A 24,174-nucleotide genomic window follows, 5' to 3' on the forward strand; every position below is an offset into this window, starting at 1 on the left:
GAGGCGGTCGAGGAGGGCGGGGCAAGGCCCCGCCGCCCCGACCGCCTCAGAGTCCTGCCGGAGCGGCGTGGATCGGTCCCGCCGCGCCCTTCAGCGGGGCGCCCGTGCCGCCCCGGCGCAGCGCCACGATCTCCGCCCCGATCGAGATCGCCGTCTCCTCCGGTGTACGCCCGCCCAGGTCGAGCCCGATCGGAGAGCGAAGCCGCGCCAACTCCCGCTCCCCCAGGCCCGCTTCGCGCAGCTTGTCCAGGCGGTCGTCGTGCGTGCGCCGCGACCCCATCGCCCCGACGTAGGCGACCGGAAGCCGCAGCGCCACCTCCAGGAGGGGCACGTCGAACTTGGCGTCGTGGGTGAGGACGCACAGGACCGTCCGCTCGTCCGTGGCGGTCTCGCGCAGATAGCGGTCGGGCCATTCGACGACGACCTCGTCGGCCTCGGGGAACCGCGCGCGCGTCGCGAAGACACCCCGCGCGTCGCACAACGTCACATGGAACCCGAGGAGTTTGCCGACCCGGACCAGCGCGCCCGCGAAGTCCACCGCGCCGAACACGATCATCCGCGCGGGCGGCACGCTCGACTCCACGAAGAGTTCCACGTCGCCGCCGCACCGCGCCGAGCTCTCCGGCACCGCGCACACCCCGGTCCGCCCGAGGTCGAGCAGCGCCCGGGTCTGCGCGGCGAGCCCGGCGTCGTCGGCCGAGCCGAGGCCGCCCTCGTACGTGCCGTCGGGGCGGACCAGCAACAGCCCTCCCCGTCGGCCAGTCGGCCGGGTCCGTCGAGCACGCGGGCGAGGGCGACCGGCTCGCCGCGCGCGGCGACAGCGAGCGCCGCCTCCACCGTGGAACGGCCCACGGAGCCGGACAGCACGGGCACGACATGCACGTCGACGACACCGCCGCAGGTCAGACCCACGGCGAACGCGTCGTCGTCGCTGTACCCGAAACGCTCCCTGCGCGTCCGCCCGTCACCGAGGGCCTCGACGCACAGGTCGTACACGGCGCCCTCGACGCAGCCGCCGGAGACGGAGCCGATGACCGCTCCGGCGGCGTCGACGGCGAGGGCCGCGCCGGGCGGCCGGGGCGCGCTGCCGCTCACCGAGACGACGGTGGCGACGGCGAACTCCCGGCCCTGCGCGGCCCATTCGCTCAGTTCGGCGGCGAGGTCAAGCATCCCGCTCGGTCCGCTCGGCGCGCCGGGCCTCCGCGAGCAGCACCCGGTCGGGCCTGATCGGCAGGTCGCGGTGGCGGACGCCGGTGGCGTGCCACACCGCGTTGCCGATGGCGGCGGCCGTGCCGACGATGCCGATCTCGCCGACGCCCTTGATGCCGACGGGGTCCTCCGGGTCGGGGTCGTCGACCCAGTGCGCCTCGACGGCGGGGACGTCGGCGTGCGCGGCGACGTGGTAGCCGGCGAAGTCCGCGCCGACGTGTCCGCCGGACGCCTCGTCGCGCACGGCTTCCTCGTGCAGCGCCATGGAGATGCCCCACGTCATGCCGCCGACCAGCTGGCTGCGCGCGGTGAGCGGGTTCACGATGCGGCCGGCCGCGAAGACGCCGAGCATCCGCCGCACCCGTACCTCGCCGGTGGTCACGTCGACCGCGACCTCGGCGAACTGGGCGCCGTACGCGTACCGCTCCTTCTCGGCGAGCGTCGCCATGAGCGCGGTCGTGTCCGTACGGACGGTGACGCCGTCGGCCGGAAGGTCACCGCCGGCCAGGGCGAGCCGTTCGCGCAGTTCGCGGGCGGCGGCCATCACGGCCCAGCCCCAGGAGCGGGTGCCCATGGAGCCACCGGCCACCCAGGCGGGCCCGAAGTCGCTGTCGGCGATGCGGACATGGACCCGGTCGGGGGCCACGTCGAGCGCGTCGGCGGCGACGAGGGTGAGCGCGGTGCGGGCGCCGGTGCCGACGTCGGCGGCGGTGACCTTGACGGTGAACGTGCCGTCGGGTTCGGCGGTGACGGACGCCGTGGTGGGCGCGACACCGGCCGGGAAGGTGGAGGCGGCGACGCCGGTGCCGAGCAGCCAGCGGCCCTCGCGGCGCACGCGCGGGCGCGGGTCGCGGGCGTCCCAGCCGAAGCGGCGGGCGCCGTCCTCCAGGCAGGCGAGCAGGTTGCGGCTCGCGAACGGCAGCCCGGACACGGGCCCGACGGCCGGTTCGTTGCGCACGCGCAGCGCGATCGGGTCCATGCCGAGCCGCTCGGCGAGTTCGTCGAGAGCCGACTCCACGGCGTACGAGCCCGGGGCCTCGCCGGGCGCCCGCATCCATGTCGGCGTGCCCACGTCGACCGGCACGACCCGGTTCACGGTGTGGTGCGCGACGGCGTCGTACAGAGTGCGCGCGTACCCGGCGCTGCCCTCCACGAACTCGCGCAGGTTCGAGGTGAGGGACCGGTTCTCGTGCCCGAGGGCGCGCAGCCTGCCGTCCGGGTCGGCGCCGAGCCTGACGCGCTGGGCGGTGGGGCTGCGGTAGCCGGTGATCGCGAAGACCTGTCGCCGGGTCAGCGCGACGCGTACGGGCCGCTGGAGCTGGGTCGCGGCCATCACGGCGGCCACGTGGTGCGAGCGCAGGCCCTTGGAGCCGAACGCGCCGCCGACGTGCTCGGAGCGGACGTGGACGGCGGCGCCGTCCAGCGAGAACATCTGGGCGAGGTCGTCGGCGATCCACTTGCTGCCCTGGTTGGAGTCGAAGACCTCCAGGCGCCCGCTGTCCCAGCGCACGGTCACGGCATGGGGTTCCATGGCGCTGTGGTGCTGCTCGGGCGTGGTGTAGGACGCGTCGAGCACCACGGCGGACGCGGCGAGTTCGGCCTCCAGGTCGCCCTTCTCGGCGGCGGACTCCTGCGGCGTGTAGACGTCGGGGTGGTCCGCGCGGAACGTGACGTCGTGCGGCTCCCGCTCGTACGTCACGACGAGCGCCTCGGCCGCCTCGCGCGCCTGCTCGGGCGTCTCGGCGACGACGAGCGCGACGGGCCAGCCGGCGTGCGGCACCCGGTCGTCCTGGAAGACCGCGACGATCGGGTCGGGCTGGCCGAGCGCGCCGAAGAAGTCGATCGTGACGCGCGGCGCGTTCCCGTGGTGCAGGACGGCCAGGACGCCGGGCAGTCCGAGGACGGCCTCGTCGCCGATCTCGGAGATCCGGCCGCGGGCCACGGTCGACAGCACGAGCCAGCCGTGCGCGAGCCCCGTGAAGGGGATCTCGCTCGCGTACCGGGCGGCGCCGGTGACCTTCTCGCGGCCCTCGATCCGGGTGTGCGAGACGCCGACCGCGTCCGCTTTCGCCGTGGTGGTCATCGCCCGGCCTCCTCACTGAGTTCGGTGAGCATCGCCACGACGAGATTGCGCAGCAGCGGCACCTTGTACGTGTTCTGGGTGAGCGGTGCGGCGGCCGCGAGCTCGGCGTCGGCGGCGGCCGCGAACGCCGCGCCGTCGGCGGCCCCGCCGAGCAGCGCCCGTTCGGCGGCGCGGGCCCGCCACGGCCGGGACGCCACGGCCCCGAAGGCGAGCCGCACGTCGTGTACGACACCGTCCTGGACGTCGAGGGCGGCGGCCACGGAGCCGATCGCGAAGGCGTACGAGGCGCGCTCGCGGACCTTGCGGTAGCGGGAGTTCACGGCGACGGGCGCGGGCGGCAGCGTCACGGAGGTGATGAGCGCGCCGGCCGGCAGTGTGGTCTCCAGGTGCGGCGTGTCGCCGACCGGCCGGTAGAAGTCGGCCAGCGTCAACTCCCCCGGTCCGTCGAGGGTTTCGTACTGCACGACGGCGTCGAACGCGGCGAGCGCGACGCCCATGTCGGAGGGGTGCACGGCCACGCAGTGCTCGCTCGCGCCGAGGATCGCGTGGTTGCGGTGTTCACCGGTGACGGCGGGGCAACCGCTGCCGGGCTCCCGCTTGTTGCAGGGCTTGCTCACGTCGGTGAAGTAGCCGCAGCGGGTGCGCTGGAGCAGGTTCCCGCCGACGGTGGCCATGTTGCGCAGCTGCCCGGAGGCGCCGGCGAGGACGGCCTGGGCCAGCGCCGGGTAGCGGCGCCGCACGTCGGGGTGGGCGGCCAGATCGCTGTTGGTGACGGTGGCGCCGATGCGCAGTCCGCCGTCCTCGGTCGACTCGACGCGGTCCAGGGGCAGTTCGCGTACGTCGACGAGGAGCGCGGGGCGCTCGATGCCGGACTTCATCAGGTCGACGAGGTTGGTGCCGCCGCCGAGGAACCGGGCCTCGGGGTCGGCGCCGAGCACCGCCACGGCGCCCGTCACGTCGGCCGCCCGCTCGTATCCGAACTCCCTCACGCCACCGGCTCCTTGACGTCGTCGCCCACCTGGGACGCGGCCTGTGCGACGGCCCGCACGATCGAGGTGTAGGCGCCGCAGCGGCACAGGTTGCCGCTCATCCGTTCCCTGATCTCCTCGGGGGTCAGGGGTGGCGGCCCGGCCTCGGGCCGTACGTCCTCGGTGGCCGCGCTCGGCCAGCCCGCCGCGTGCTCCTCGATGACGGCGAGCGCGGAGCAGATCTGCCCCGGCGTGCAGTAGCCGCACTGGAACCCGTCGAGTTCCACGAACGCCTCCTGCACCGGGTGCAGTCGGCCGTCCTGGGCGACGCCCTCGATGGTGGTGATCTCGCGCCCCTCGGCGGCGACCGCGAGTTGCAGACAGGACACGGCCCTGCGGCCGTCGATGAGCACGGTGCAGGCGCCGCACTGGCCCTGGTCGCAGCCCTTCTTCGTGCCGGTCAGGTCGAGCCGTTCCCGCAGGGCGTCGAGCAGCGTGGTGCGGTGGTCGACGGGCAGGGTGTGCTTCTCTCCGTTGATGTGCAAGGTGATGGCGCTGGAGGTGGAGATCCCCGCTGGGGCCATGAGCAGCCTTCTTTCACGTATCTGGTGCGTGGAGAATCAGCGCTGTACGTAGGAGGGAGCGGGTGCGCCGCTATGGTGGGGGCACCCCAAATGGACAACTGTCCGGTCCAGGCTCCCGAACGTAACGGACAACTGTCCGCTCAGCAAGGACGTTTACGCGCCACGGCCGAAGGAGGACGCGTGCCGCAGCAGAAGAAGCAGGCCGCGCTGCGCTCGGACGCACAGCGCAACCGCGAGCGCATTCTCGAGGTGGCCCTCGCCGAGCTGACGCGGTCGGCGGACGCCCCGCTGAGCCTGATCGCCCGGAAGGCATGCGTCGGCCAGGGCACGTTCTACCGCAACTTCCCGAGCCGGGAGGCGCTGGTCCTCGAGGTGTACCGGTACGAGGTGCAGCAGGTCGCCGACACGGCGGCCCAGTTGCTGCGCACACGGCCGCCCGAGGTGGCGCTGCGCGAGTGGATGGACCGTCTCGCCCAGTACGCGATGGCGAAGGCGGGCCTCGCGGACGCGCTGCGCGAGGCGACGACCGCGCGCGGCACGATGAAGAGCCTCGCCCACGGTCCGCTCACCGAGGCGGTCACGACGCTCCTGGCGGCGAACGAGGCGGCGGGCACGATCCGTTCCGGTGTCACGCCCGACGACTTCATGCTCGCCATCGCGGGTCTGTGGCTGATCGACCCGCACGGCGACTGGCAGTCCCGCTCGGGCCGGCTCCTCGACCTGGTGATGGACGGCCTTCGGGCGAGGACGTAGGACCTGTCCGGCGGATCAGGTCACGGCTCGTCGGCCCGTGCCCTGCCGCGCCGGCGAGCGGGGTCCGGCGCGCGGAGCGGCACGGCGGACCTCGCGTCCGCGACACGGTCCGCCGGACAGGCCCTGGCGGACTACGAGCGCTTGCGCGGCTTTCCGCGCTTGCCACCGGACTGCGGCTTCCCGCCCTGTCCGCGCCCGCCCGGCTTGGGGCGCCCCGTGCCCTTGGCGGTCGGCTTGCGGGCGACGGGCTTCTTGGCGGCCTTCTTCTCGGACTTCTCGGGGGCCGTGGTGCGGCCGCGCGAGCTGTTCACGGTGCGGCCGCGCACGATGCCGATGAAGTCCTCGACCTGGTCGGTGGTGCGCTCCTGCGGCCAGGCGAGGGCGACGTCCGAGCCCGGCGCGTCCGTCACCGTCCGGTAGGTGAGGTCACGGCGGTGGTGCAGCCGGGCCAGGGACTGCGGGACGACCAGCACGCCCACGCCCGCCGCGACCAGTTCGATCGCGTCGGCGGTGGTGGCGGGCCGCTCCAGGGCCGGCTGCCCCGGCAGCGCGCCCTCCCACGGCAGGACGTCGTCCAGCGGGTGCTGCACGATCTCGTCCGCGAGGTCCGCGAGGACGACCTCCTCGACGGCGGCCACGACGTGGTCCTTGGGGACGACGACGACGCCGGTCTCCGTGTAGAGGGGGATCGCGCTGAAGAACGTACGGTCGACGGGCAGGCGCACCAGGCCCGCGTCGGCGTCCCCGGCGCGCAGCGCGTCGGCGATGTCGGCGGCGGCCACCGGGACGAGGGTCAGCGGGACGTCGGGCAGGCGTTCGTTCCAGATCCGCACCCACTTGGCGGGCGTCGCCCCGGGAACGTACGCGAGCCGAAACGTGGGACCCGAGGCCTGAGCGGGGGTTTCTTCCGTGCCTGTCACGCGGCAAGGCTACCCGCCGTGGTCGGCGGCGGCCGCCGCGCTGGATACCCTTGACCCATGAAGTCGCACCAGAGCACCCAGACCATGAAGCCCGCCACCGCGGCGAAGAAGCTGGGTGTGTACCTCGAGGCCACCCCCGCCGAGTTCCGGGAGGGCGTCGTCTCGCGCGCCGAGCTGGCCGCGCTGGAGGCCGAGCCGCCGCAGTGGCTCGCCGATCTGCGGGCCGACGGGCCGCACCCGCGTCCCGTCGTCGCCTCGCGCCTGGGCATCTCCATCGCGGGCCTGGCCCGCGGCGGGGTCACCGAGGCGCTGACCACGGCGCAGATCGAGGAGCTCAGGGACGAGAACCCGGAGTGGCTCCAGAAGGAGCGGGCCACGCAGGCGGACGTCCGCAAGGAGACCGTCCGGATCAAGAAGAAGCACGCCGAGGAGGCTGAGCGCAAGGCGCAGCAGCCCCCGCGGGACTGACCGCACGCACGACTGAGCGGCCGGGACGGGTGTCCCGGCCGCTCAGTCGTTCCCGCGCACCGGTCGGCCGTCGGCCACGACGGCGACCCCGGCCAGGACCCGTCCCGGCGCAGGCCGAGCACCCCGGCGAGGGCCAGCGCCGCGCAGACCGCTCCGGACGCGGCGGGCCAGCCGCCGAGGGTGAGCAGCGGGGCGGCGAGGGCGGAGCCGACGACGCCCGCGAGGAAGTACAGGAGCAGGTAGACGCCGCTGAGGCTGCCGCCGCGCGCCGGGTCGACGGCGAGGATGCGGGCCTGGTTCGCGGCCTGCGCGGTGAAGCACCCCGCATCGACGAGGGCGAGCCCGGCCACGGTGAGCACCGGCCGGTCCAGGCCCGTGCACAGCAGGACGGCCCCGGCGGTGGCCACGGCCATGCTCCCGCAGATCACCGGGCGCGTCCCGAACCGGTCGCCGAGTCGCCCGGCCAGCGGCAGCGCGGCGAACCCGAGCGCGCCGGCGAGACTGTAGAGGCCGATCGCGGCGGCGTCGAGCCCGTACGGGGGCTGCGCGAGGCGGACGGTGAGCGCGACCCAGACGAGGCTGAACGCGAAGTACCAGAGGCTGCCGTTCACGGTGGCGCGGCGCAGGGTGCGATGGCGGCGCAGCAGGGACGGCGCCGCCGCGAGCGTGTGGAGGTAGCCGCCGGTGGGTGCGGGCCGCTCCGGGGCAGCCGGAGCCAGGCCCCGGCGGCGCAGAGCAGGACGAGTCCGGCGAAGACGAGCAGCATGCCGCGCCAGCCGAACGCGTCGGCGAGGGCGCCGCCGACGAGACGGCTCAGCAGGATCCCGGCGGACATTCCGGCGGCGACGAGCGCGACGGCCGCGCCGCGCCGCTCCCCGGCACGCCGCGTCCCGCGATCGTCGAGGCCATGGCGCTGACGGAGGCGCCCGCGCCGATGACGAGATACGCGAGGAGCAGTACCCCGAGCCCCGGCGCGGCCGCCGCGAGGACCAGGCCGCTCGCCAGCAGCCCGAGCTGCCCCGCGACGAGGCGGCGGGGCGCCGCCCGGTCGGCGAGCGGCAGCAACAGGGCGAACCCGGCGATGCATCCGGTCAGCGCGGCCGTCGTGACGAGCCCGATCGCGGCCGTCCGCGTTCCGGTGTCGTGGGCGACGTCGCCGAGGGCGGGCTGGATCGCGTAGTTGTTGGCGAGGGCGATCCCTGCGGTGCAGGCGAGCAGGGCGACGCCGCCACGCGGGAGCGTCACGACACCGCGCTCATGATCGCCATCCACACGCCCGCTTCACTTCCCGTTCGATTCCCCCGTGCGTCATCCGCGTGGCCTCGCCCGCACGTGTCCCCGGATTCTCCCAGGCCGTGCCGCGGCGCTGTCGGCGGGCCGGTCAGGCGACCCGGTCGTCTTCCGGCCCGGCGGCTTCGGCGGCCCAGGCCGCGAGCGTGCGGAAGTCCGTGTCGAGCAGGCCGAGGCGCGGGCTGACCCAGTGCAGGAGCGCGGGTCCGTCGTGGTGCGCGGTGACGTAGCCGCGATCCCGATCGGTGAACTCGTCGTCGATCCAGGCGAACGCTCGCCCCGCCGCCCACGCGACGACGTGCCGCGTCTTCCAGAAGATCCCGCCCGACTCCTCCTCCCGGGCCCCGTCCGGCCATGTGATGACGGGCAGCTCGGGCAGTCCGAGGTGGGGCCCGATCCACTCGTTGGCTTCGGCCTGCCAGGTGGTGCACCAGACGAGGTCGAACGGCAGGTCCTGGAGCGCGGGCCCGTGGCTCGGATTGAGCCAGACACGGAGTGGCTTCTGCCACGGGTCCTGCCAGCCGGTGGGCCGCATGCGGTGCGTCCGATATCCCTCAGGACGCCGACTCGGCGCGGCCGCGTACGGGTTGAGCGGCCCGTCGACGTCGACGAGGAGAAGCGGCTTCACGAAACGTCCCCCTGTCTGTGCCCGGCTCTCTCTGTCCGGCTCTGTCCGGCTTCGCTGCCTCAGTCGATGATCCCGGCGGCGGTCGCGGCGCGGACCCAGTCGGGGAACTCGCCCATGAGCCGGTCGTAGAGCACCCCGTCGGGGATCAGCTTGGGGTCCTTGCCCGCGGCGAAGAAGCCGGCGTTGTCCACGGCCCGCTTCTTCGGCACGGCGAGTTCGTCGAGCTTGCGCAGGAACCGGAACTCGTCGTCGCCGTACCCGATGAACTGCCAGAACAGGGGCAGCTCCGCGGCCTTGCACAGGGTCTGTTCGGCGGCACGGCGGGAGTCGGGGGAACCGTCGGTCTGGAAGATGACGAACGCGGGGTGCCTCGTGTCGCTGTCGAGGTAGTGGTCGATGACGGATTCCATGGCATCCGCGTAGTTGGTGGTGCCCATGTGCCCGTAGTGCTCATGGAGTTTGCCGATCCGGCCCTGGTAGTTGTCGAGGCTGATGTCGACGGCCTCGTGGGCCTCGGTGTCGAAGAAGACGGTCGGCACGACGCCGTCGTCGTCGAGGTTCACGGACAGGCCGAGGGCCTGCTCGGCGAGGTGCTGCATGCTGCCGTCCTTGTAGTAGCGGCGCATGCTCCCGGACCGGTCCAACACCAGGTAGACGGCGGCCTGTTGTCCGCCGAGCCCCTGCTTCTCCAGGGAGACGGCAGCGGTCTTGGCGAGACTGACGAGCCCGGCGGGCACCTTCTGGTAACTGATCGGCATACGGACGTGCTCCTTGCATGGCGCTGACGCGTGGCGGTGGGAGGGATGACGATCGGGACGAGTGAACGGTTGCGCTCCCCCCCCCGCTTTGTTCAGGTGCGCGACCCGTGCCGAAGGCCTCGACCGCCGCGCTCGGCGCTCGGGGCCTTCTGGTTCGGGGCGGGCGCCGCTCTTTGCCGGCGGCGAGCGCGAGCCGCGCAGCCGCGAGCGCGCGGTGGACTTCATCAGGGTGCGAGGTGCCATTCACCTTGCTCACCGCTGCCTCGGCCTTGCCGATGAGGTGCTGGGCGGACGAAGCCATGACTCCCTCTCAAGGTTCGTGACGTGTCCCGGCCACGGTAGATGCGGGGGGGGCACGGGCCACCGGAGAGCGCCGCGGTCTCCGGTGTTCGGCTCCGCGCGCGGATTGGGTAGGTTGGCGGGGCGAAGGCCCACTTCAGGGGCCTGCTGACACCGAATGCCTGGACATGAATCCTCCTTACGAGACCGGGGTACGGGCGGTGACGGTCCGCCCGGCGCTGCCTGGCGACCTGGACGCCGTTCTCGCCATCCGCAATCACGCCATCGAGCACGGCACGGCCCTGTGGACCGACTCCCCGCAGTCCCGTGACGAGGGTGCGGAGTGGCTCGACGCGCATCTGGCGCGGGGCTCCGCGTTCGTGGCGGAGCGTGACGGCGGCGTCGTGGGATTCGGCGTCTACGGCCCGTGGAAGGCGTACTCGGGCTTTCGGCACACGGTCGAGAACTCGGTGTACGTCACCGAGGGGCACCACGGCGCGGGCATCGGCTCCGCCTTGCTCGGCACGCTGATCGACTCCGCGCGGGCGGCCGGTCTGCACGTGATGATCGCCGGGATCGAGGCGGGGAACGCGGCGTCGATCCGGCTGCACGAGCGGCACGGTTTCGAGCACGCGGGCACGGTGCGCGAGGTCGGTACGAAGTTCGGGCGCTGGCTCGATCTGACGCTGATGCGGCTCCCGCTCGACTGACGCGCCCGCGCTTCAGGCGCGCGGGGCGAGCGGCTGCGCCGCCGCTTTCGCGCGGGCGAGCGCGACATCCAGCGCGTGCCGCACATCCTTGTCGAGCGGGCCGCCGGAGGTCCAGGCCACGACCTGGCCCGCGATCTCGCGCAGCTTGGTGTTGGTGTGCTGCGACACCTCTTTCAGGACGTCCCACCCCTGTTCGGGGGCGAGTCCGCCGAGTACCAGCACGACTCCGATCGCCTGGTCCACGATGGCGTGCGAGGCGATGGCGCGGTGCAACTGCCGTACCTCGTCCTGCAGCACACCGATCCGCTGGTCCGGCCCGCCGCCGTCCCTCATGCAGGGCCGTCCCTTCTCTTTTTCTGACGCTCTCGTCCAATCTCCGTCACCGGGGGGCTCGGGCACGACACTGAGAACGAAGAGCGAGGGTAGAGGCGGTACGGAAAACGAAATGGAGGTTTCTTCATGGAGACGTTGCAGAACCTGCACTTCGAGAGCAGCGACATCGAGGTGACGGAGGACTTCCTCAGCAAGGCGTACGCGTCGATGCGGATCGGCGACGGAGCGCCGGGTTCCGGCCGTGCCCTGATCGACCGCACGGCCATGCCGGGCGTGAGCATCGACGAGCTCGACCTCGACCTCGGCCTGCGGTACGACGTGACGCCGCTGGGGCGGATCTGCGTCTGCCTGGTCCACGACGGCATGATCGAGGACCACGGCTACCGGGACGTCGAGGACGCGTTCGGCCCGGGGGACGTCGTGTCCCTCGCGCCGCCCGACCTTCCGTACCAGGGCCGTATCCGTTCCGCCCGCTACAACATCACCATGCTGGACACCGCCCTGCTGTCCCAGGTCGCCGCCACCGCGCCGGACGCGAAGGGCGGCCCGGTCCGGCTCATCGGGCACCGGCCCACGTCCGACGCCGCGGCCCTGCACCTGCGGCACACGATCAACCACGTACGCGACCACGTCCTCGCCGTTCCCGAGCTGGCCGCACAGCCGCTGGTCACGTCGACCGCGGCGCAGCACCTCGCCGCGAGCGTGCTGACCGCGTTCCCGAACACCGCGCTGCACGCGCCCACCGCGACCGACCGGAACGACAGCCACACCGGGACCCTGCGCCGCGCGCTCGCCCACATCGACGACCACGCGCGCGAGCCGCTCACCGTCGCGGACATCGCGGCGGCGGCCCACGTGACCGTGCGCGCGCTGCAGTACGCGTTCCGCCGCCACCTGGACACGACGCCGCTCGCCCATCTGCGGCGGGTGCGGCTGTCGCACGCGCACCACGACCTGCTGGCGGCGGATCCGTCCACGGGTGCCACGGTCACCGGGGTCGCGGCGATGTGGGGGTTCCACCACTCGGGCCGCTTCGCCACGCTCTACCGCGAGGCCTACGGGCGCCCGCCCCTCCACACCCTGAACGAGCGCTGACCGCGATGGCGGCCGGGAACGCCGGTGCCCCCGGGACGCTCGACGTCCCGGGGGCTTGCGGGTCCGGGGCGGCGCCCGGCCCTCTCAGGCCTGCTGATCGGTGATGTCGACCATCCAGGCGATGCCGAAGCGGTCCGTGCACATGCCGAAGACATCGCCCCACATCTGCTTCTCCAGCGGCACGGTGACCGTCCCGTCGGCGGAGAGTTTCTCCCAGTAGCCGCGCAGCGCGTCCGCGTCGTCGCCGCTGACGCTCACCGAGATGGCGGTGCCGGGGGTGTGGTCCATGCCGGGCGGAGTGTCCGAGGCCATGATCGTGAAGCCGTCGGGGGTCTCCAGGAGCGCGTGCATGATCTTGTCGGCGAAGTCGGCGGGCGCGCCGCCGCCACCCGCGGAGCCGAAGGTGTTCAGGGCGAGCTCGCCGCCGAAGACCTCCTGGTAGAACTCCATGGCCCGGCGGGCGTCCCCGTTGAAGGCGATGTACGGATTGAGGCGAGCAGCCACAGCGCGATCCTTTCCCCGTGGGTGGCCGTTCCGGGCCGCCATGGACCGGATCCGGCGCGGACGGGCGCCTCCGCGGACCGCCGCGCACCCCGGTCCTCCGCATTATTCGACGCCGCCCGCGCGTCCGCACGGCGACATCCGCCGCGCGGACCCGGGGCGACGCGGCTCCCCCGGTGGCGCGGGTCAGCCCGCGTGCCGGGCCATCCACGCCTCGACCTCGTCCGCCGACCGGGGCAGGCCGCCGGACAGGTTCTCGTGTCCCTCGGCGGTGACGAGCAGGTCGTCCTCGATCCGGACGCCGATGCCGCGCCACTCCTGCGGCACGGTCAGGTCGTCGCTCTGGAAGTACAGACCGGGCTCGACGGTGAGCACCATGCCCGGCTCCAGGACGGCGTCGACGTACTCCTCGGTGCGGGCCTGGGCGCAGTCGTGCACGTCGAGGCCCAGCATGTGCCCGGTCCCCGCCATCGTGAAGCGGCGCTGGAGTCCGAGTTCGTACGCGCGCTCGGCGGGACCCTCGATGAAGCCCCACTCGACGAGCTGGGCCGCGAGGTGGCGCTGGCACGCCTCGTGGAAGTCGCAGTAGGCGGCGCCCGGCTTGACGGTGGCGAAACCCGCCTCCTGGGCCGCGTACACCGCGTCGTAGACCTTGCGCTGTACGGGCGTGAACGTGCCGTCGATCGGGAGGGTGCGGGTGACGTCGGCGGTGTAGAGGGTGCGCGCCTCCACGCCGGCGTCGAGCAGGAGCAGGTCGCCGGGGCGGACGGGGCCGTCGTTCTCGGTCCAGTGCATGATCGTGGCGTGCTCGCCGGCGGCGCAGATGGTGCCGTAGCCGACGGCGTTGCCCTCGAGTCGCGCCCGGCGGAAGAAGGTGCCCTCGATCCACCGCTCGGACGAGGCGACCGCCTTGGAGAGCTCGCCGACGACGTCGGTGAAGCCGCGCACGGTGGCGTCGACGGCCTTGCGCAGCTCGCCGATCTCCCACTCGTCCTTGACGGCGCGCAGGTCGCTGAGCGCCTCCTCCAGCTCGGCGTCCCGCTCGGCGTCGGTGGTGACCGCCGCCTCCAGGGCCGGGTCGACGCCGCGGACGATACGGGTCGGAGCGGCCTGCGCGCCCGCGGCCAGGTCCTCGGCGGCGGTGCGCACGTCGCGGCACGGCAGCCCGAGCACGCGCTCCGACTCGGCGAGCGAGCGGCGGCGGCCCATCCACAGCTCGGCCGTCGGACCGGTCCAGAACTCGTTGTCGTCCCGGCTGTCGCGCGGCAGCTGGTAGCAGTACGCGTCGTGCCCGCCGTCCGCGCGGGGTTCGAGGACGACGGCGCCGTCGCGGGCCTGGTCGCCGGACATGTGGACGTAGCCGGAGTAGGCGCGGAAGGGGTACGTGTCGTCGTTCGAGCGGACCTTCAGGTTCCCGGAGGGGATCACGAGGCGCTCGCCCGGGAAGCGCGCCGAGAGCGCGGCGCGGCGCGCGGCCGCGTACGGGGCCTGCTCGCTCGGGGTGAGGTCGTGCCGCTCGGTGTCGGCCCATCCCGAGCGCATCAGGGTGGACAGCTCCTCGGAGATCCCCGAGTAGAGCCCGTTCTTCCGGCCTTCCGCCACGGCGTACACCTTTCTCTGGTCCTGCGTCTCTGGTCCCGCGTCTTCGCGGCCGCATCCGCGCGGCCACGTACGTGCGTCCGCCGGATGCTGTCGGGAAGCTATCGCGCGATCCCCGGCCCGGACGCCCATCAGCGCCACTGGCACAGATCGGCCACGCGGCGGTACGCGAAGCGGTCGATAATGCCCTTCATGACGAACGACAACGGCTGCGCCGCATGACGAACGCGCGCATCGACGCCGCGCTGCGGCTTCTGGGACTCGACGACGCGGCGGCCCTGGTCTACCGCACGCTCCTGGAGCTGGCCCCCGCCCCGCTCGACGAGATCGCGGAGGCGGCCGGTCTCGACGGCACGGAGCGGGACGCGGCCTATGCCGCGCTCGTCGACGCGGGGCTGGCCGGGCCCGCGGGTCGGGACGGCGCGCTGGTCGCCCCGGTGCCGCCGACCGCGGCCCTGGATCTGCTCGTCCGGCAGCGCGCCGCGGAGGTCGAGGAGTCGCGTCTCGCGGTCGGCGGCGCCTTCGAGTCGTTCCGGCGCCGGCGGCTCGACGCGCTCGACGGGCATCCGGTCGAGGTCATCACCGGCGACGCGCTGGGCCCCCGGGCGCGGCAGGCCTGGGCGAGCGCACGCCACCAGATCCGGCAGCTGGAGTCGCCCCCGTACCTTCCGCTGCCCGAGGCGACGGACGACGCGCTGGCCACGCTCGCGCGCGGGGTGACCCAGCGGGTCGTCTACTCGCGCGAGTCGCTGGAGCACCCGGGCCGTCTGAAGGAGGCCATCGAGCCGGTCATCAACGCCGGTGAACAGGCCCGGGTGCTGCCGTCGGTGCCGGTCAAGCTCATGATCATCGACGATGCGTACGCGCTGGTGTCGCTGTCGATCGAGGAGGCCGACGTGCACCACACCACGCTGGTGGTGCAGCCGTGCGGACTGCTCTCGGCTCTCATCGCGCTGTTCGAGCTGTCGTGGCGCAGTGCCCTGCCCTTCCACGGCAGCACGGCCCGTCCCGGGGGCCTCGCGCCCGCCGACCGCCGGCTGCTGTGGCTGCTCGCGGGCGGTGCCGCCGACGACGCGATCGCCCGCGAACTGGGCATCAGCCGCCGCACGCTCTTCCGTCGCCTCCAGATCCTGATGACCCGGCTCGGCGCCGCGAACCGTTTCCAGCTGGCTCTTCAGGCACAGCGCAATGGCTGGCTCTGACGAAGGGTGCGGGGTACTCTCCGACGCACCTATTCAAAAAGTTCAGTACTCGGCCTCGGGTTCCCGAGTCCGTGAGGGGTGATCGCATGCACGCGTTCCGCACAGCCGTCGAGGCGCGCGACGAGGCCGCCATCGAGGCGCTGCTCGCCGAGAACGTCGTCTTCACCAGCCCGGTCGCCTTCACGCCGTATCCCGGCAAGGCGATCACCGCGGCGATCCTGCGCGGCGTGATGCGCGTGTTCGAGGACTTCCGCTACGAGCGCGAGATCGCGAACCCGGACGGCCGCGACCACGCCTTCGTCTTCAGCGCCACGGTCTCGGGCCGCCGGATCCAGGGCTGCGACTTCCTCCACTTCGACGAGGAGGGGAAGATCGACGAGTTCACCGTCATGGTCCGCCCGCTGTCCGCGGCGCACGCGCTGTCCGAGGCGATGGGCGCCCAGTTCGAGCGGATCGCCCGCGAGGCGGCAGAACAGTGACGGAGTCCGACTGATGGCCCTGCGGCACGCGGTGATGGCCGCCCTCCTGGAGGGCGAGGCCTCCGGGTACGACCTGTCGAAGAGCTTCGACGCGTCGGTCGCCAACTTCTGGACGGCGACGCCCCAGCAGCTGTACCGCGAGCTGGACCGCATGACGGCCGACGGCCTGGTCACCGCCCGCGTGGTGCGCCAGGAACGCCGCCCGGACAAGCGCCTGTTCAGCCTCACGGAGGCCGGCCGCGCCGCGGTGCGGGCCTACACCGAGGAACCGCCCGGCAGGCCGACCGCCATCCGCGACGAGCTCCTCGTCAAGGTGCAGAGCGTGGACGCCGGTGACCTCGACGCCGTACGGAAGGCGGTCGGCGTGCGCGTCGAGCAGGCCGGGGCCAAGCTCGCCCGGTACGAGCGGCTGCGCGCGAAGCTCCTCGACGGCCGCACGCAGGAGCGGTACCTCGCGGACGCCGAGTCCGTCGGGCCCTACCTCACCCTGCTGCGGGGCATGGAGTTCGAGCGGGAGAACATCCGCTGGGGCGAGCTGGCGCTGCGGGTTCTGGAGGCACGGGCCGACCGGAGCTGAGCCCGTGTGTCACCCGGCGCGGGCGACGTGCGCGGGGCCTTTCCGTCCGAGGGTTGCGGGAGCCGCGTACCTCGGGAGGTCGTCATGCCGATCGCCGGTGCCGCCCGGCAGCTGACGGGCCGCGTCGCCCAGCAGCTGGTCCACGTGAACATCCTGGACATGGCCACCCGCCTCGCGGCCCAGGCCTTCCTGACCGCGCTGCCGATGCTCATCGCCGTGGCGTCGTTCTGTCCGGACGCGGTACGGCGCGAACTCCTCGCCTCCTTGCGGACGTTGATCGGAACGGGCGGGCTCGTGGCGGCTCAGGCCGAGAAGCTGAGCGCGGGCGGGGACTCCGATCTGCACAGCTGGGGTGCGGCGGGCGTACTGGTCGCGCTGCTGTCGGCCACGGCGTTCACGCGGGCGTTGCAGCGGCTGTGCGAGCGGTCCTGGCGGCTGCCCCGCGCCGGCATCCGGGTCGTGGTCTGGCGCTGGGCGGTGTGGCTGCTGGTGTGGATCGCGATGCTGATCGTCCAGGGTTCGCTGCACCGGGCGTTCGGCGCGGGCCCGGTGATCGGCTTCCCCTTGCAGGTCCTGGCGGCGGTCCTGATGTGGTGGTGGACGCAGCATCTGCTGCTCGCCGGGCGAGTGCCGTGGTGGCCGCTGCTGCCGGGGGCCGTCCTGACCGGCGTCGGCGTGGTCTCGTTCTGCGCGGTGTCGGATCTGTGGCTGCCACGCGCGCTGCGACTGAGCATGGCGCGGTACGGGGCGCTGGGCTCGGTGTTCACCGTGCTGTCGTGGCTGATCCTGTTCTTCACCATGGTGGTGTTCGGCGTGGCCGTCGGGCGCACGCTGGCCCAGGAGGAATTCGTGCGGCGCCACTTGGGCACACCGGCGCCGCCCCAGAGGCAGACACAGACGCAGACCCAGACGGGCTCAGGCTGATTCCGCCGTCACCCGTCCGTCGCGTACGGCGGCGCCCAATGCCGCGTGGTCGCGCTCGTTCTGGTCGGCGTAGGCCTCGGCGAAACGGACGAGGGCCTGGTCGAAGGTGTCGGAGCCGCCCAGGTAGGCGGCGATGGCGATCCGGTCACCGGAGCGGGCGTGGGCGCGCGCCAGCGTCGCGCCGCACGCCCGGGCGAACAGCCGCATGACCTCCGGGGTCATCAGGTCCGCCTGCGGGATGGCCTTCCAGTCGTGCAACTGCCGCAGGTAGAAGTCGCGTGGGCGGCCGTCGAGACCCTCGGCCCGCTCCCAGCCGAGGAACATGTCGCCGGCCACCTGCATGAGGCGCTGGCCCGTGACGACGCGTTCGCCCTGGTTCGCGTACCCGCTCGGGCCCGCGAAGTCCGCGAGGACGGAGGGCTGGGCCTCCTTGGCCTGGAGCAGCAGCGGGTCGCGGTCGTCGCGGCCGAGCAGCAGGATGATCCAGCAGCGCGTCCCGACACTGCCGACGCCGACCACCTTGCGCGCCATGTCGACGACCCGGTACTGGGTCAGCAGGGCGCGGCGGTCGGCGGCGAGCGTGCGCGCGTAGCGGTCGACGAGGCCGGTCAACTGCTGTTCCAGTTCCTTGCGTTCGACGTCGGGGAGCAGGTCGCCGAGCGGGACGACCAGGGGTGGGTCGGGGGCGATGCGCAACTCGCCGTCGACGACGTGGGCGAGCTTCTCCAGGGCCCGGAGGTGGTCGCGCCCCCGGGCTTTGGTGAGCGCGCGCGACATGCGCCGACGGCTCACCGTGTCGAGGTGCCCGGACACGGCGGTGTACAGCTCGTCGGCCTCGATCCGCGCGTACCAGACGTCGAGGGTGCGCATGGCGGCGAACGTCTCCATCGACCGCCGGTACGAGCGGGCGGCGGCCCGCACCACGCGGGCGCGCTCGGAGCGGCCGAAGCCGTTGCCGCGGCCCGCGATGACGAGGCTGGTCGCGAGGCGTTTGACGTCCCACTCCCAGGGGCCGGGCAGCGTCTCGTCGAAGTCGTTGATGTCGAACATCAGGCGCCGTTCCGGCGAGGCGAGCAGCCGGAAGTTCAACAGGTGCGCGTCGCCGCACAGTTGGGCCCTGAAGCCGGTGCTCGGCGTGTGCGCCAGGTCGGCGGCCATGATCGACGCGGCGCCCCGGAAGAACCGGAACGGCGATTCCAGCATGCGGCCGTAGCGGATCGGCACCAGCTCCGGGAGCCTGGTCGCCGACTGCTTCTCCAGGAGATCGACGGGGTCGAAGCGGTCGGCGGCGGGGGCCCATTCGGCGTGCCCGGACCGCGGCACCCGGAACCGCGCCGCGCGTCCGCGGTCCGCGCGCTCGCGCGCGGTGGGACGACGGCTCGTCATCTCGGCCATGACAGCTACCTCCTGGGGCCTGGGGGTACGTACTGTGCGCTCGGCCGACCGGGCGCACGTCACCCCGTCGGTGTGAGGTCGCCTCCCGGGGGTGAGTCCATCGGCGCGCCGGCACCGCAGACTGTCGGCCATGGAAGAACCGACGATTCACGGACCGACGACGCCGGGCCGGGGGTGGAGCCACCGGTACGCGCACGGACGGGCACCGGGCCAGGGACCGCCGCGCCGGTGGCTGGCGCGGGCGTCCCTGGCAGCCGCCGCGGCCGCCGTGCTGGTCCTCGCCGTGTTCGCGGGGCTGCGCACCTTCGCCCTGCTCGGCACGGGGCTCGCGGGGATGGTGGTCACCGCCGCGGCCGTCTGGTGGGTGCTGAGCAGGCGGGGCGTCCTGCGCTACCTCGCGCTGCTCCTCGCGCTCGCGGCCCCGGTCTGGGTCCTGGTCGCGTACAGCCGGGCCCATCTGCTGTGGGTGGTGCTCGCGTCGGGCGCGCTCTGGCTCCTCGCGGCGGGCACGGGCCGGTCCGCGCTGGTGGACCGCTCCCCGCCCCCGCGATGCCCGAGGCCCCGGCGCCCCTCGTCCACCGGCCCGCGCTGATCATGAACCCGCGGTCGGGCGGCGGCAAGGTGCGACGGTTCGGGCTGCGCGAGAAGGCCGAGAAGCTGGGTGCGCGGGTGGAGCTCCTGGAGGGGCCCGAGCAGATCGACGTGACGGCGCTGGCCCGCGCCTGCGCGGCCGACGGCGCCGATCTCCTCGGTGTCGCCGGCGGGGACGGCACCCAGGCGCTGGTCGCCGACGTCGCCGCCGACCTCGGGCTGCCCTTCCTGGTGATCCCGGCGGGCACCCGCAACCACTTCGCCCTCGATCTGGGCCTGGACCGGGGCGACCCGTCGCGGGCGCTCGACGCCCTGCGCGACGGTGTGGAACTGCGGGTCGACCTCGGCCGGGCGGGCGGCCACCCCTTCGTCAACAACGTGTCGTTCGGCGCGTACGCGGAGGTCGTGCAGAGCCCCGCCTACCGCGACGGCAAGACCCGTACGACGCTGGAGCTGCTGCCCGATCTCCTCGTGCGGCACCAGGGGGCGCGGCTGACCGCGCGGGCCGGGGAGCACGAGATCACCGATCCGCAGGCTCTGCTGGTGAGCAACAACCCGTACGGCGGCAACGACATCGCGGGGCTCGGCCGGCGCACCCGCCTCGACGCCGGGGTGCTCGGCTGCGTGGGCGTACGGGTCACCAGTGCCGCGCAGGCGGCCGGGTTGTTGCGCGGCCGGCGCTCCACCGGACTGAGCGCGCGCACGGCGACGCGCGTGGACGTCGACGCCGACCGGGAGTCGATCCCGGTCGGCGTCGACGGCGAGGCGCTGCACATGGACGTCCCGGTGCGCATCGAGGTGCGGCCGGGCGCCCTCCGGGTGGTCGTGCCGCGCGACCGGCCCGGCGTGTACCGGGAGCGCCCGCGCCTCGACTGGCGCGACATCGGCCGTCTCGCGCTGACGACCTGGCACTGAACGACCCCGAGGGGCGCCCGGGGCGCGAGCGCGCCGGCTACATCGGCGCTCCGTAGACCTTGTGCGCCTCGCGGTGCCCGTACATCGTCAGCGACCAGATCACGAGGACGTCGAGCGCGATGATGATGGCCGACCACATCGGCTGGTACGGGGTGAAGAAGAAGTTCTCCACCGCGCTGAGTCCGGCGACGACGATGCCGACGGCGCGGGCCCAGGTCTTGCCGGTGAAGAGGCTGAAGGCCGCGCCGAGAATGACGACGCCGAAGATCATCTGCACCCAGCCGCGGATGTTGGTGTCGAAGTCGAACGCGTAGTCGTTCTGGGCCTGGTAGTAGTTGTCGCCGAGGACCGCGGAGAGCCCGGCGATCGTGTGGTACGTGCCCACGATGGCCAGCACGCACACGGCGAAGACGACTCCGCCGACGGCGACCGCGTTGACGCGGGGTTCCGCCTCGGGTACTCCGGCACGCGCCGCCTGCGGGGGGATCTGCTCAGACATGTCGAACCTCCTTCTCGACAGAGCCGGGTGAAGCCCGATCAAGCTCGCTGACGCTCGATCAAGTCCGTTGGAGAGGAAGTCGGAGCATGTCGCCCGCCCGGCCCCCACGGGTTCACCCGCAGCGGATGAGTCGGGGTCGCGGGGCGCCCGTCACCCGCCCGAGGTGATGCCCCGCTCCGTGGTCCCGCCCCGAGAATGGCGTGCGGGGAGGCGGGTCGCGGTCGCACAGGAGGTGGCGTCATGGACGGGGCACCAGCGGGTCCGGAACGCGGGGCGGCCGGAACTCCCCGAGGCGGCGACTTCGAGATCCGGATCCGGGGCCGGATCGGGGAGGCCTTCCGTTCGGCGTTCGCCGAGCTGACGGTCGTGCTGCACCCCACCGAGACGGTGCTCATCGGCGCCGGTCTCGACCAGGCGGCCCTGTACGGCATCCTCGACCGCATCCAGGGTCTCGGTCTGGAGCTCCTGGAGGTGCGCCGGCTGCCGGGACCGAGCGGCGCCGCAGGTGGGGAGGGTGGCCGGAACCCATGGTGAGAGGTCCCGGGCAATCGGGCCGAACAGGGCCTTCCGCTGGAGCCGTACGACCAGCACGGTGGTGGGGTGATGCCCTGCACATGGGGAGGTGAGGGGCATGTTCGCACCCCCGTGCCCGCGTACGGCCGACGACGTGGCGAGCACCGCGCGCGTCTCCGTCCTGCACGGCCGTCTCTGGTCGCTGGCCCATGACGGGGCCGCGGCCGACGAGGCGGTGACGGCCTGTCTGGTCTGGGTGGCCGGTGTCCTGGTGGATGTCGCGGGCGATGTGGCGGACGCGCGCAGCGCGGGCGCGCTCGTGCACCAGGCGACGGCCGCGCTCGCGGCGGTACCGGTACCGGTGCCGTGCGAGTCCCGCGCCCTGCCCGCGGCGCAACCGCTGACGGTGCGAGAACTCGCCGTTCTGCGGCAGCTCGACGGGGAGGTCCCGCTGCGGCAGATCGCCGACGGCCTCTACGTCTCGTACAACACGGTCAAGAGCCACACGCGCGCCGTGTACCGCAAGCTGGGCGCCCGCTCGCGGGCCGAAGCGGTCAGCAGGGCACGGGAGTTGGGGCTGGTGTAGCGGATTCTCGGGCCGAGCGGAGCCCGCTCACAGGAGCTGGAGTTCGCGGGCGCGGCGGACGGCGGCCGAACGGCGCGACACGGCGAGCTTGCGGTAGACGCTCTTGAGGTGGGTCTTCACCGTGTTGACGGAGAGATAGAGCTCCTCCGCGATCTCCTCGGTGGTCATCATCTGCGCGAGCCGGTTCAGCACATCGCGTTCGCGCGCGCTCAGCCGCTCGGCGGGGACCGGCGGCCGCGCGGCCGGTTCCGGAGCGGCGGCCGCCGGTCGTGGCCGCGCGGGGGTCAGCAGTCCGGAGCAGGTGGGGACGACCGTCCGCTGCACGGTGCGGGGCAGCCGTGACACGGCCACCACGTCCGCGACGGACCCGTGGCCCCTGCCACCGGACTCCACCATGGCCGCCAGCCGCGTGACCAGCGCGCCCATCTCCAGGACGAACGTGTCGGGCGCACGGCTCGCCACGTTCGCGCCCGCGTCGACCTCCTGCCGGGCCCGGCGGACGTCGCCGCGCGCCATCGCGACCCAGGCGCGCACCAGATGCAGCGTGCCGCGGTGCGGGTCGCCCGCGGACCAGGCGGGCAGTGGTGGCTGGGTGGCCAGCGAGGCCAGTTCGTCCGCGGCACGGAAGCGGCCGCGCAGCGCCTCCAGGAGCGCGAGTTCGACCAGGCAGTCGCGGCGCAGCGATCCGTTCCCGGCCGCGCTCGCCGCTTTCAGGCCGCCGGTGAGCGAGGTCTGGGCGGCTTTGAGGCTGCCGGAACGCAGTTCGCCGCTGCCCCGCACGGCCAGTGTCAGCGCGGAGAGTTCCGGCCGCTCCGCGAGTGCCGTGTGCGACAGGTGCGGTCCGGCCGACTCCGCTTCGGCGGCGGCGGCCTGGGCCTTCCTCGGGTCGCGGCAGCGCAGCCGCTCCATGCGGATCACGGCGTGCGCGAGGCGGCAGCGCGCCCCGCGCGTGCTCTCGCCCGGCGGCAGTTGGTCGAGCAGGAGCGCGGACCGCTCCAGGTGCCGGACGCACGCCTGGTCGTCGCGGCGCGTGCGGGCGACGGCCGCCGCGAGCAGGACCGGTTCGGGCTCGTCGGCCGTCAGTTCCTGGGGCACCTGGCGGAAGAGTTCGGCGGGCAGCCTGCCCCGGGCGAGGCCGAGGACGTGCCCGATGGCCAGGCCGTGGACGACCAGCCGGGCCGTCTCGTCCCAGTCGCCGGCCGCCAGCAGATGCCGTACGGCGTCGGCGAGCAGTCCGTGCTCGCCGAGCCAGGCGGCGGCCCGGCGGTGCAGCGGGGCGACGAGTCCCGGCGCCTCGTGCCGCAGGCAGGTGCGCAGCACGTCGGCGAACATCTGGTGGCACCGGTACCAGCCGTGCCCCAGGGGTTGCAGGAAGGAGCTCTCCCGGACGAGGTCGGCGAACAGCCTGCCCCCTCCGTCGCCCGCCAGCTCGGCGGCCAGTTCGGCATTGATACGGTCCAACACGCTGGTCTTCAGGAGCAGTTGACGCATCTCGGAGGTCTGGAGGTCCAGTACCTCTTCCACCAGATAGCTGGCGATCGCCTCGTCGTCGCCGGCGAACTGCGCGACGAAGCGGTCGGGGTCGGGCCGCTTCTCCATGGACATCGCGGCGAGCCGCAGGCCCGCGGCCCAGCCGTCCGCGCGCCGGCGCAGGGTGGTCACGGTCTGCTTGGTCACCTCGATGCCGTGCTGGGCGAGGAGCGCGGCCGTCTCCCGGTCGTCGAAGGCGAGATCGGCCGTGCGCACCTCGGTGACCTCGCTGGTGAGGCGCCCTCGGTAGAGGTGCAGGGGCGGGTCGCGGCGGGCGAGCACCATGAGGCGCAGCGACTGCGGGGCGTGCCGCAGGAGGCTGGTGACGCCGTCCGCGACGGGTGAGTTGAGCGCGGGCTGGAAGTCGTCGAGGACCAGGGTGACCGGTTCGCCGTGCCGGTTCAGGCAGCCCGCGAGGGTCGCCACGAGCGGCGGTCCGTCCTCGGCCGTGAGGGGGTCGGGGACCGCCACGCCGGCCGTGCGCAGCGCCTCGAAGACGCGCGTCCAGAACACGCTGGGGTGCTCGGCCCGCCCGTCGCAGGAGACCCAGGCCAGCGGTCCCGGCGGGCGGCGCGTGTGCGCCCATTCCAGGGCGAGGGCCGTCTTGCCCGCGCCGACCGGGCCGACGACCACGGTGAGCGGGCCGCGCACCCCCCTGGTCAGCTGGTCGGTCAGCCGGGGGCGGGGCACGATCCAGTCGGGAAGGGCCAGCATGCTGCCGACCGGTTCCCGGTCCGGGGCGGCGCCCGGGGTGGGGCCTGACCACTCGGCCATCACGTACCTCA

Annotated in this window: 24 protein-coding genes and 3 pseudogenes; 11 read left to right on the forward strand and 16 right to left on the reverse strand. The window is 73.4% G+C overall.

Features of this window, described 5'->3' with window-relative positions; genetic code table 11:
- Nucleotides 1–46: 46 nt before the first annotated feature.
- The 4 genes and pseudogenes from V2W30_RS04590 to V2W30_RS04605 all read right to left on the reverse strand — a co-directional run bounded on the left by V2W30_RS04590 (nucleotide 47) and on the right by V2W30_RS04605 (nucleotide 4,844).
- Nucleotides 47–1,170 (reverse strand): annotated as a pseudogene (locus V2W30_RS04590) (XdhC family protein).
- Entirely contained in the window at nucleotides 1,163–3,292 is a 2,130-nt protein-coding gene (locus V2W30_RS04595; RefSeq protein ID WP_338693847.1) for a xanthine dehydrogenase family protein molybdopterin-binding subunit, read from the reverse strand. Before V2W30_RS04595 ends, V2W30_RS04590 begins: the two are co-directional and overlap by 8 nt.
- On the reverse strand, nucleotides 3,289–4,281 hold the full coding sequence (locus V2W30_RS04600; protein WP_338693848.1) for a xanthine dehydrogenase family protein subunit M: 993 nt from the start codon (nucleotides 4,279–4,281) through the stop codon (nucleotides 3,289–3,291). The genes V2W30_RS04595 and V2W30_RS04600 overlap by 4 nt, the downstream gene beginning before the upstream one ends.
- Nucleotides 4,278–4,844, reverse strand: a complete 567-nt coding sequence (locus tag V2W30_RS04605; protein WP_338693850.1) for a (2Fe-2S)-binding protein — start codon at nucleotides 4,842–4,844, stop codon at nucleotides 4,278–4,280. Before V2W30_RS04605 ends, V2W30_RS04600 begins: the two co-directional genes overlap by 4 nt.
- A 180-nt stretch (nucleotides 4,845–5,024) precedes the next feature.
- On the opposite strand from V2W30_RS04605, the gene V2W30_RS04610 reads away from it, so the two are divergent.
- A complete protein-coding gene (locus tag V2W30_RS04610) occupies nucleotides 5,025–5,597 on the forward strand; it encodes a TetR/AcrR family transcriptional regulator (RefSeq protein ID WP_338693852.1) in 573 nt (190 codons plus the stop codon).
- A gap of 131 nt (nucleotides 5,598–5,728) precedes the next feature.
- Here V2W30_RS04610 and V2W30_RS04615 read toward each other — a convergent pair whose 3' ends face one another.
- Nucleotides 5,729–6,517, reverse strand: coding sequence for a LysR substrate-binding domain-containing protein (locus V2W30_RS04615; protein ID WP_338693854.1), 789 nt, complete (start codon nucleotides 6,515–6,517; stop codon nucleotides 5,729–5,731).
- Nucleotides 6,518–6,574: 57 nt separating this feature from the next.
- On the opposite strand from V2W30_RS04615, the gene V2W30_RS04620 reads away from it, so the two are divergent.
- Nucleotides 6,575–6,985 carry a DUF5997 family protein gene (locus V2W30_RS04620; RefSeq protein ID WP_338693856.1) on the forward strand — a complete coding sequence of 137 codons (411 nt, stop codon included), beginning with the start codon at nucleotides 6,575–6,577 and terminating at the stop codon, nucleotides 6,983–6,985.
- A gap of 164 nt (nucleotides 6,986–7,149) precedes the next feature.
- Here the strand turns inward: V2W30_RS04620 and V2W30_RS41510 are convergent.
- The 5 genes and pseudogenes from V2W30_RS41510 to V2W30_RS04645 form a co-directional block, all read right to left on the reverse strand.
- Nucleotides 7,150–7,596, reverse strand: a pseudogene (locus V2W30_RS41510) (MFS transporter); the annotation flags it as partial.
- Entirely contained in the window at nucleotides 7,593–7,820 is a 228-nt protein-coding gene (locus V2W30_RS04630) for an MFS transporter (RefSeq protein ID WP_338693858.1), read from the reverse strand. The gene V2W30_RS04630 and the pseudogene V2W30_RS41510, both read right to left, overlap by 4 nt.
- On the reverse strand, nucleotides 7,799–8,230 hold the full coding sequence (locus V2W30_RS04635) for a hypothetical protein (RefSeq protein ID WP_338693859.1): 432 nt from the start codon (nucleotides 8,228–8,230) through the stop codon (nucleotides 7,799–7,801). The genes V2W30_RS04630 and V2W30_RS04635 overlap by 22 nt, the downstream gene beginning before the upstream one ends.
- A gap of 136 nt (nucleotides 8,231–8,366) precedes the next feature.
- Nucleotides 8,367–8,903: a hypothetical protein gene (locus V2W30_RS04640; protein WP_338693861.1), complete on the reverse strand. Its 537-nt coding sequence runs from the start codon at nucleotides 8,901–8,903 to the stop codon at nucleotides 8,367–8,369.
- Between the two features lie 59 nt (nucleotides 8,904–8,962).
- On the reverse strand, nucleotides 8,963–9,661 hold the full coding sequence (locus tag V2W30_RS04645) for a VWA domain-containing protein (RefSeq protein ID WP_338693863.1): 699 nt from the start codon (nucleotides 9,659–9,661) through the stop codon (nucleotides 8,963–8,965).
- Nucleotides 9,662–10,128: 467 nt separating this feature from the next.
- Between V2W30_RS04645 and V2W30_RS04650 the strand changes: the two genes are divergently transcribed.
- Nucleotides 10,129–10,650, forward strand: coding sequence for an N-acetyltransferase family protein (locus V2W30_RS04650; protein ID WP_338693865.1), 522 nt, complete (start codon nucleotides 10,129–10,131; stop codon nucleotides 10,648–10,650).
- 12 nt (nucleotides 10,651–10,662) lie between these two features.
- Here the strand turns inward: V2W30_RS04650 and V2W30_RS04655 are convergent, their stop codons facing one another.
- Nucleotides 10,663–10,983 (reverse strand): ANTAR domain-containing protein, encoded by a 321-nt coding sequence (locus V2W30_RS04655; RefSeq protein ID WP_338693867.1) that lies wholly within the window; start codon nucleotides 10,981–10,983, stop codon nucleotides 10,663–10,665.
- Between the two features lie 126 nt (nucleotides 10,984–11,109).
- Between V2W30_RS04655 and V2W30_RS04660 the strand changes: the two genes are divergently transcribed.
- Nucleotides 11,110–12,078, forward strand: a complete 969-nt coding sequence (locus V2W30_RS04660; RefSeq protein ID WP_425244482.1) for a helix-turn-helix transcriptional regulator — start codon at nucleotides 11,110–11,112, stop codon at nucleotides 12,076–12,078.
- A gap of 84 nt (nucleotides 12,079–12,162) precedes the next feature.
- Here the strand turns inward: V2W30_RS04660 and V2W30_RS04665 are convergent, their stop codons facing one another.
- The gene (locus V2W30_RS04665; protein WP_338693869.1) at nucleotides 12,163–12,582 is read right to left on the reverse strand and encodes a VOC family protein; all 420 of its coding nucleotides are present in this window, start codon (nucleotides 12,580–12,582) and stop codon (nucleotides 12,163–12,165) included.
- 183 nt (nucleotides 12,583–12,765) lie between these two features.
- A complete protein-coding gene (locus V2W30_RS04670) occupies nucleotides 12,766–14,181 on the reverse strand; it encodes an aminopeptidase P family protein (protein WP_338693871.1) in 1,416 nt (471 codons plus the stop codon).
- Between the two features lie 215 nt (nucleotides 14,182–14,396).
- On the opposite strand from V2W30_RS04670, the gene V2W30_RS04675 reads away from it, so the two are divergent.
- The 4 genes from V2W30_RS04675 (at nucleotide 14,397) to V2W30_RS04690 (ending at nucleotide 17,360) form a co-directional block, all read left to right on the forward strand.
- Nucleotides 14,397–15,380: a LuxR family transcriptional regulator gene (locus V2W30_RS04675; protein ID WP_338693873.1), complete on the forward strand. Its 984-nt coding sequence runs from the start codon at nucleotides 14,397–14,399 to the stop codon at nucleotides 15,378–15,380.
- A gap of 86 nt (nucleotides 15,381–15,466) precedes the next feature.
- Nucleotides 15,467–15,859, forward strand: coding sequence for a nuclear transport factor 2 family protein (locus V2W30_RS04680; protein ID WP_338693875.1), 393 nt, complete (start codon nucleotides 15,467–15,469; stop codon nucleotides 15,857–15,859).
- 13 nt (nucleotides 15,860–15,872) lie between these two features.
- A complete protein-coding gene (locus tag V2W30_RS04685; protein WP_338693877.1) occupies nucleotides 15,873–16,436 on the forward strand; it encodes a PadR family transcriptional regulator in 564 nt (187 codons plus the stop codon).
- Nucleotides 16,437–16,520: 84 nt separating this feature from the next.
- Nucleotides 16,521–17,360 (forward strand): YhjD/YihY/BrkB family envelope integrity protein, encoded by an 840-nt coding sequence (locus tag V2W30_RS04690; protein WP_338693879.1) that lies wholly within the window; start codon nucleotides 16,521–16,523, stop codon nucleotides 17,358–17,360.
- Here V2W30_RS04690 and V2W30_RS04695 read toward each other — a convergent pair.
- Nucleotides 17,352–18,755 carry a DUF2252 domain-containing protein gene (locus V2W30_RS04695; protein ID WP_338693881.1) on the reverse strand — a complete coding sequence of 468 codons (1,404 nt, stop codon included), beginning with the start codon at nucleotides 18,753–18,755 and terminating at the stop codon, nucleotides 17,352–17,354. The two genes, V2W30_RS04690 and V2W30_RS04695, sit on opposite strands and share 9 nt — an antisense overlap.
- A gap of 130 nt (nucleotides 18,756–18,885) precedes the next feature.
- On the opposite strand from V2W30_RS04695, the pseudogene V2W30_RS04700 reads away from it, so the two are divergent.
- Nucleotides 18,886–20,261 (forward strand): annotated as a pseudogene (locus V2W30_RS04700) (diacylglycerol/lipid kinase family protein).
- 37 nt (nucleotides 20,262–20,298) lie between these two features.
- On the opposite strand, the gene V2W30_RS04705 reads toward V2W30_RS04700, so the two are convergent.
- A complete protein-coding gene (locus V2W30_RS04705; protein WP_338693883.1) occupies nucleotides 20,299–20,760 on the reverse strand; it encodes a DUF7144 family membrane protein in 462 nt (153 codons plus the stop codon).
- 240 nt (nucleotides 20,761–21,000) lie between these two features.
- On the opposite strand from V2W30_RS04705, the gene V2W30_RS04710 reads away from it, so the two are divergent.
- Entirely contained in the window at nucleotides 21,001–21,294 is a 294-nt protein-coding gene (locus tag V2W30_RS04710; protein WP_338693885.1) for a hypothetical protein, read from the forward strand.
- A 97-nt stretch (nucleotides 21,295–21,391) separates the two neighbouring features.
- Nucleotides 21,392–21,859 carry a response regulator transcription factor gene (locus tag V2W30_RS04715; protein WP_338693887.1) on the forward strand — a complete coding sequence of 156 codons (468 nt, stop codon included), beginning with the start codon at nucleotides 21,392–21,394 and terminating at the stop codon, nucleotides 21,857–21,859.
- Nucleotides 21,860–21,886: 27 nt separating this feature from the next.
- On the opposite strand, the gene V2W30_RS04720 is transcribed toward V2W30_RS04715, so the two are convergent.
- A complete protein-coding gene (locus V2W30_RS04720) occupies nucleotides 21,887–24,163 on the reverse strand; it encodes a LuxR C-terminal-related transcriptional regulator (protein WP_338693889.1) in 2,277 nt (758 codons plus the stop codon).
- Between the last annotated feature and the right edge of the window lie 11 nt (nucleotides 24,164–24,174).

Source organism: Streptomyces sp. Q6, assembly GCF_036967205.1.
In the GTDB taxonomy this organism is placed as follows: domain Bacteria; phylum Actinomycetota; class Actinomycetes; order Streptomycetales; family Streptomycetaceae; genus Streptomyces; species Streptomyces citrinus.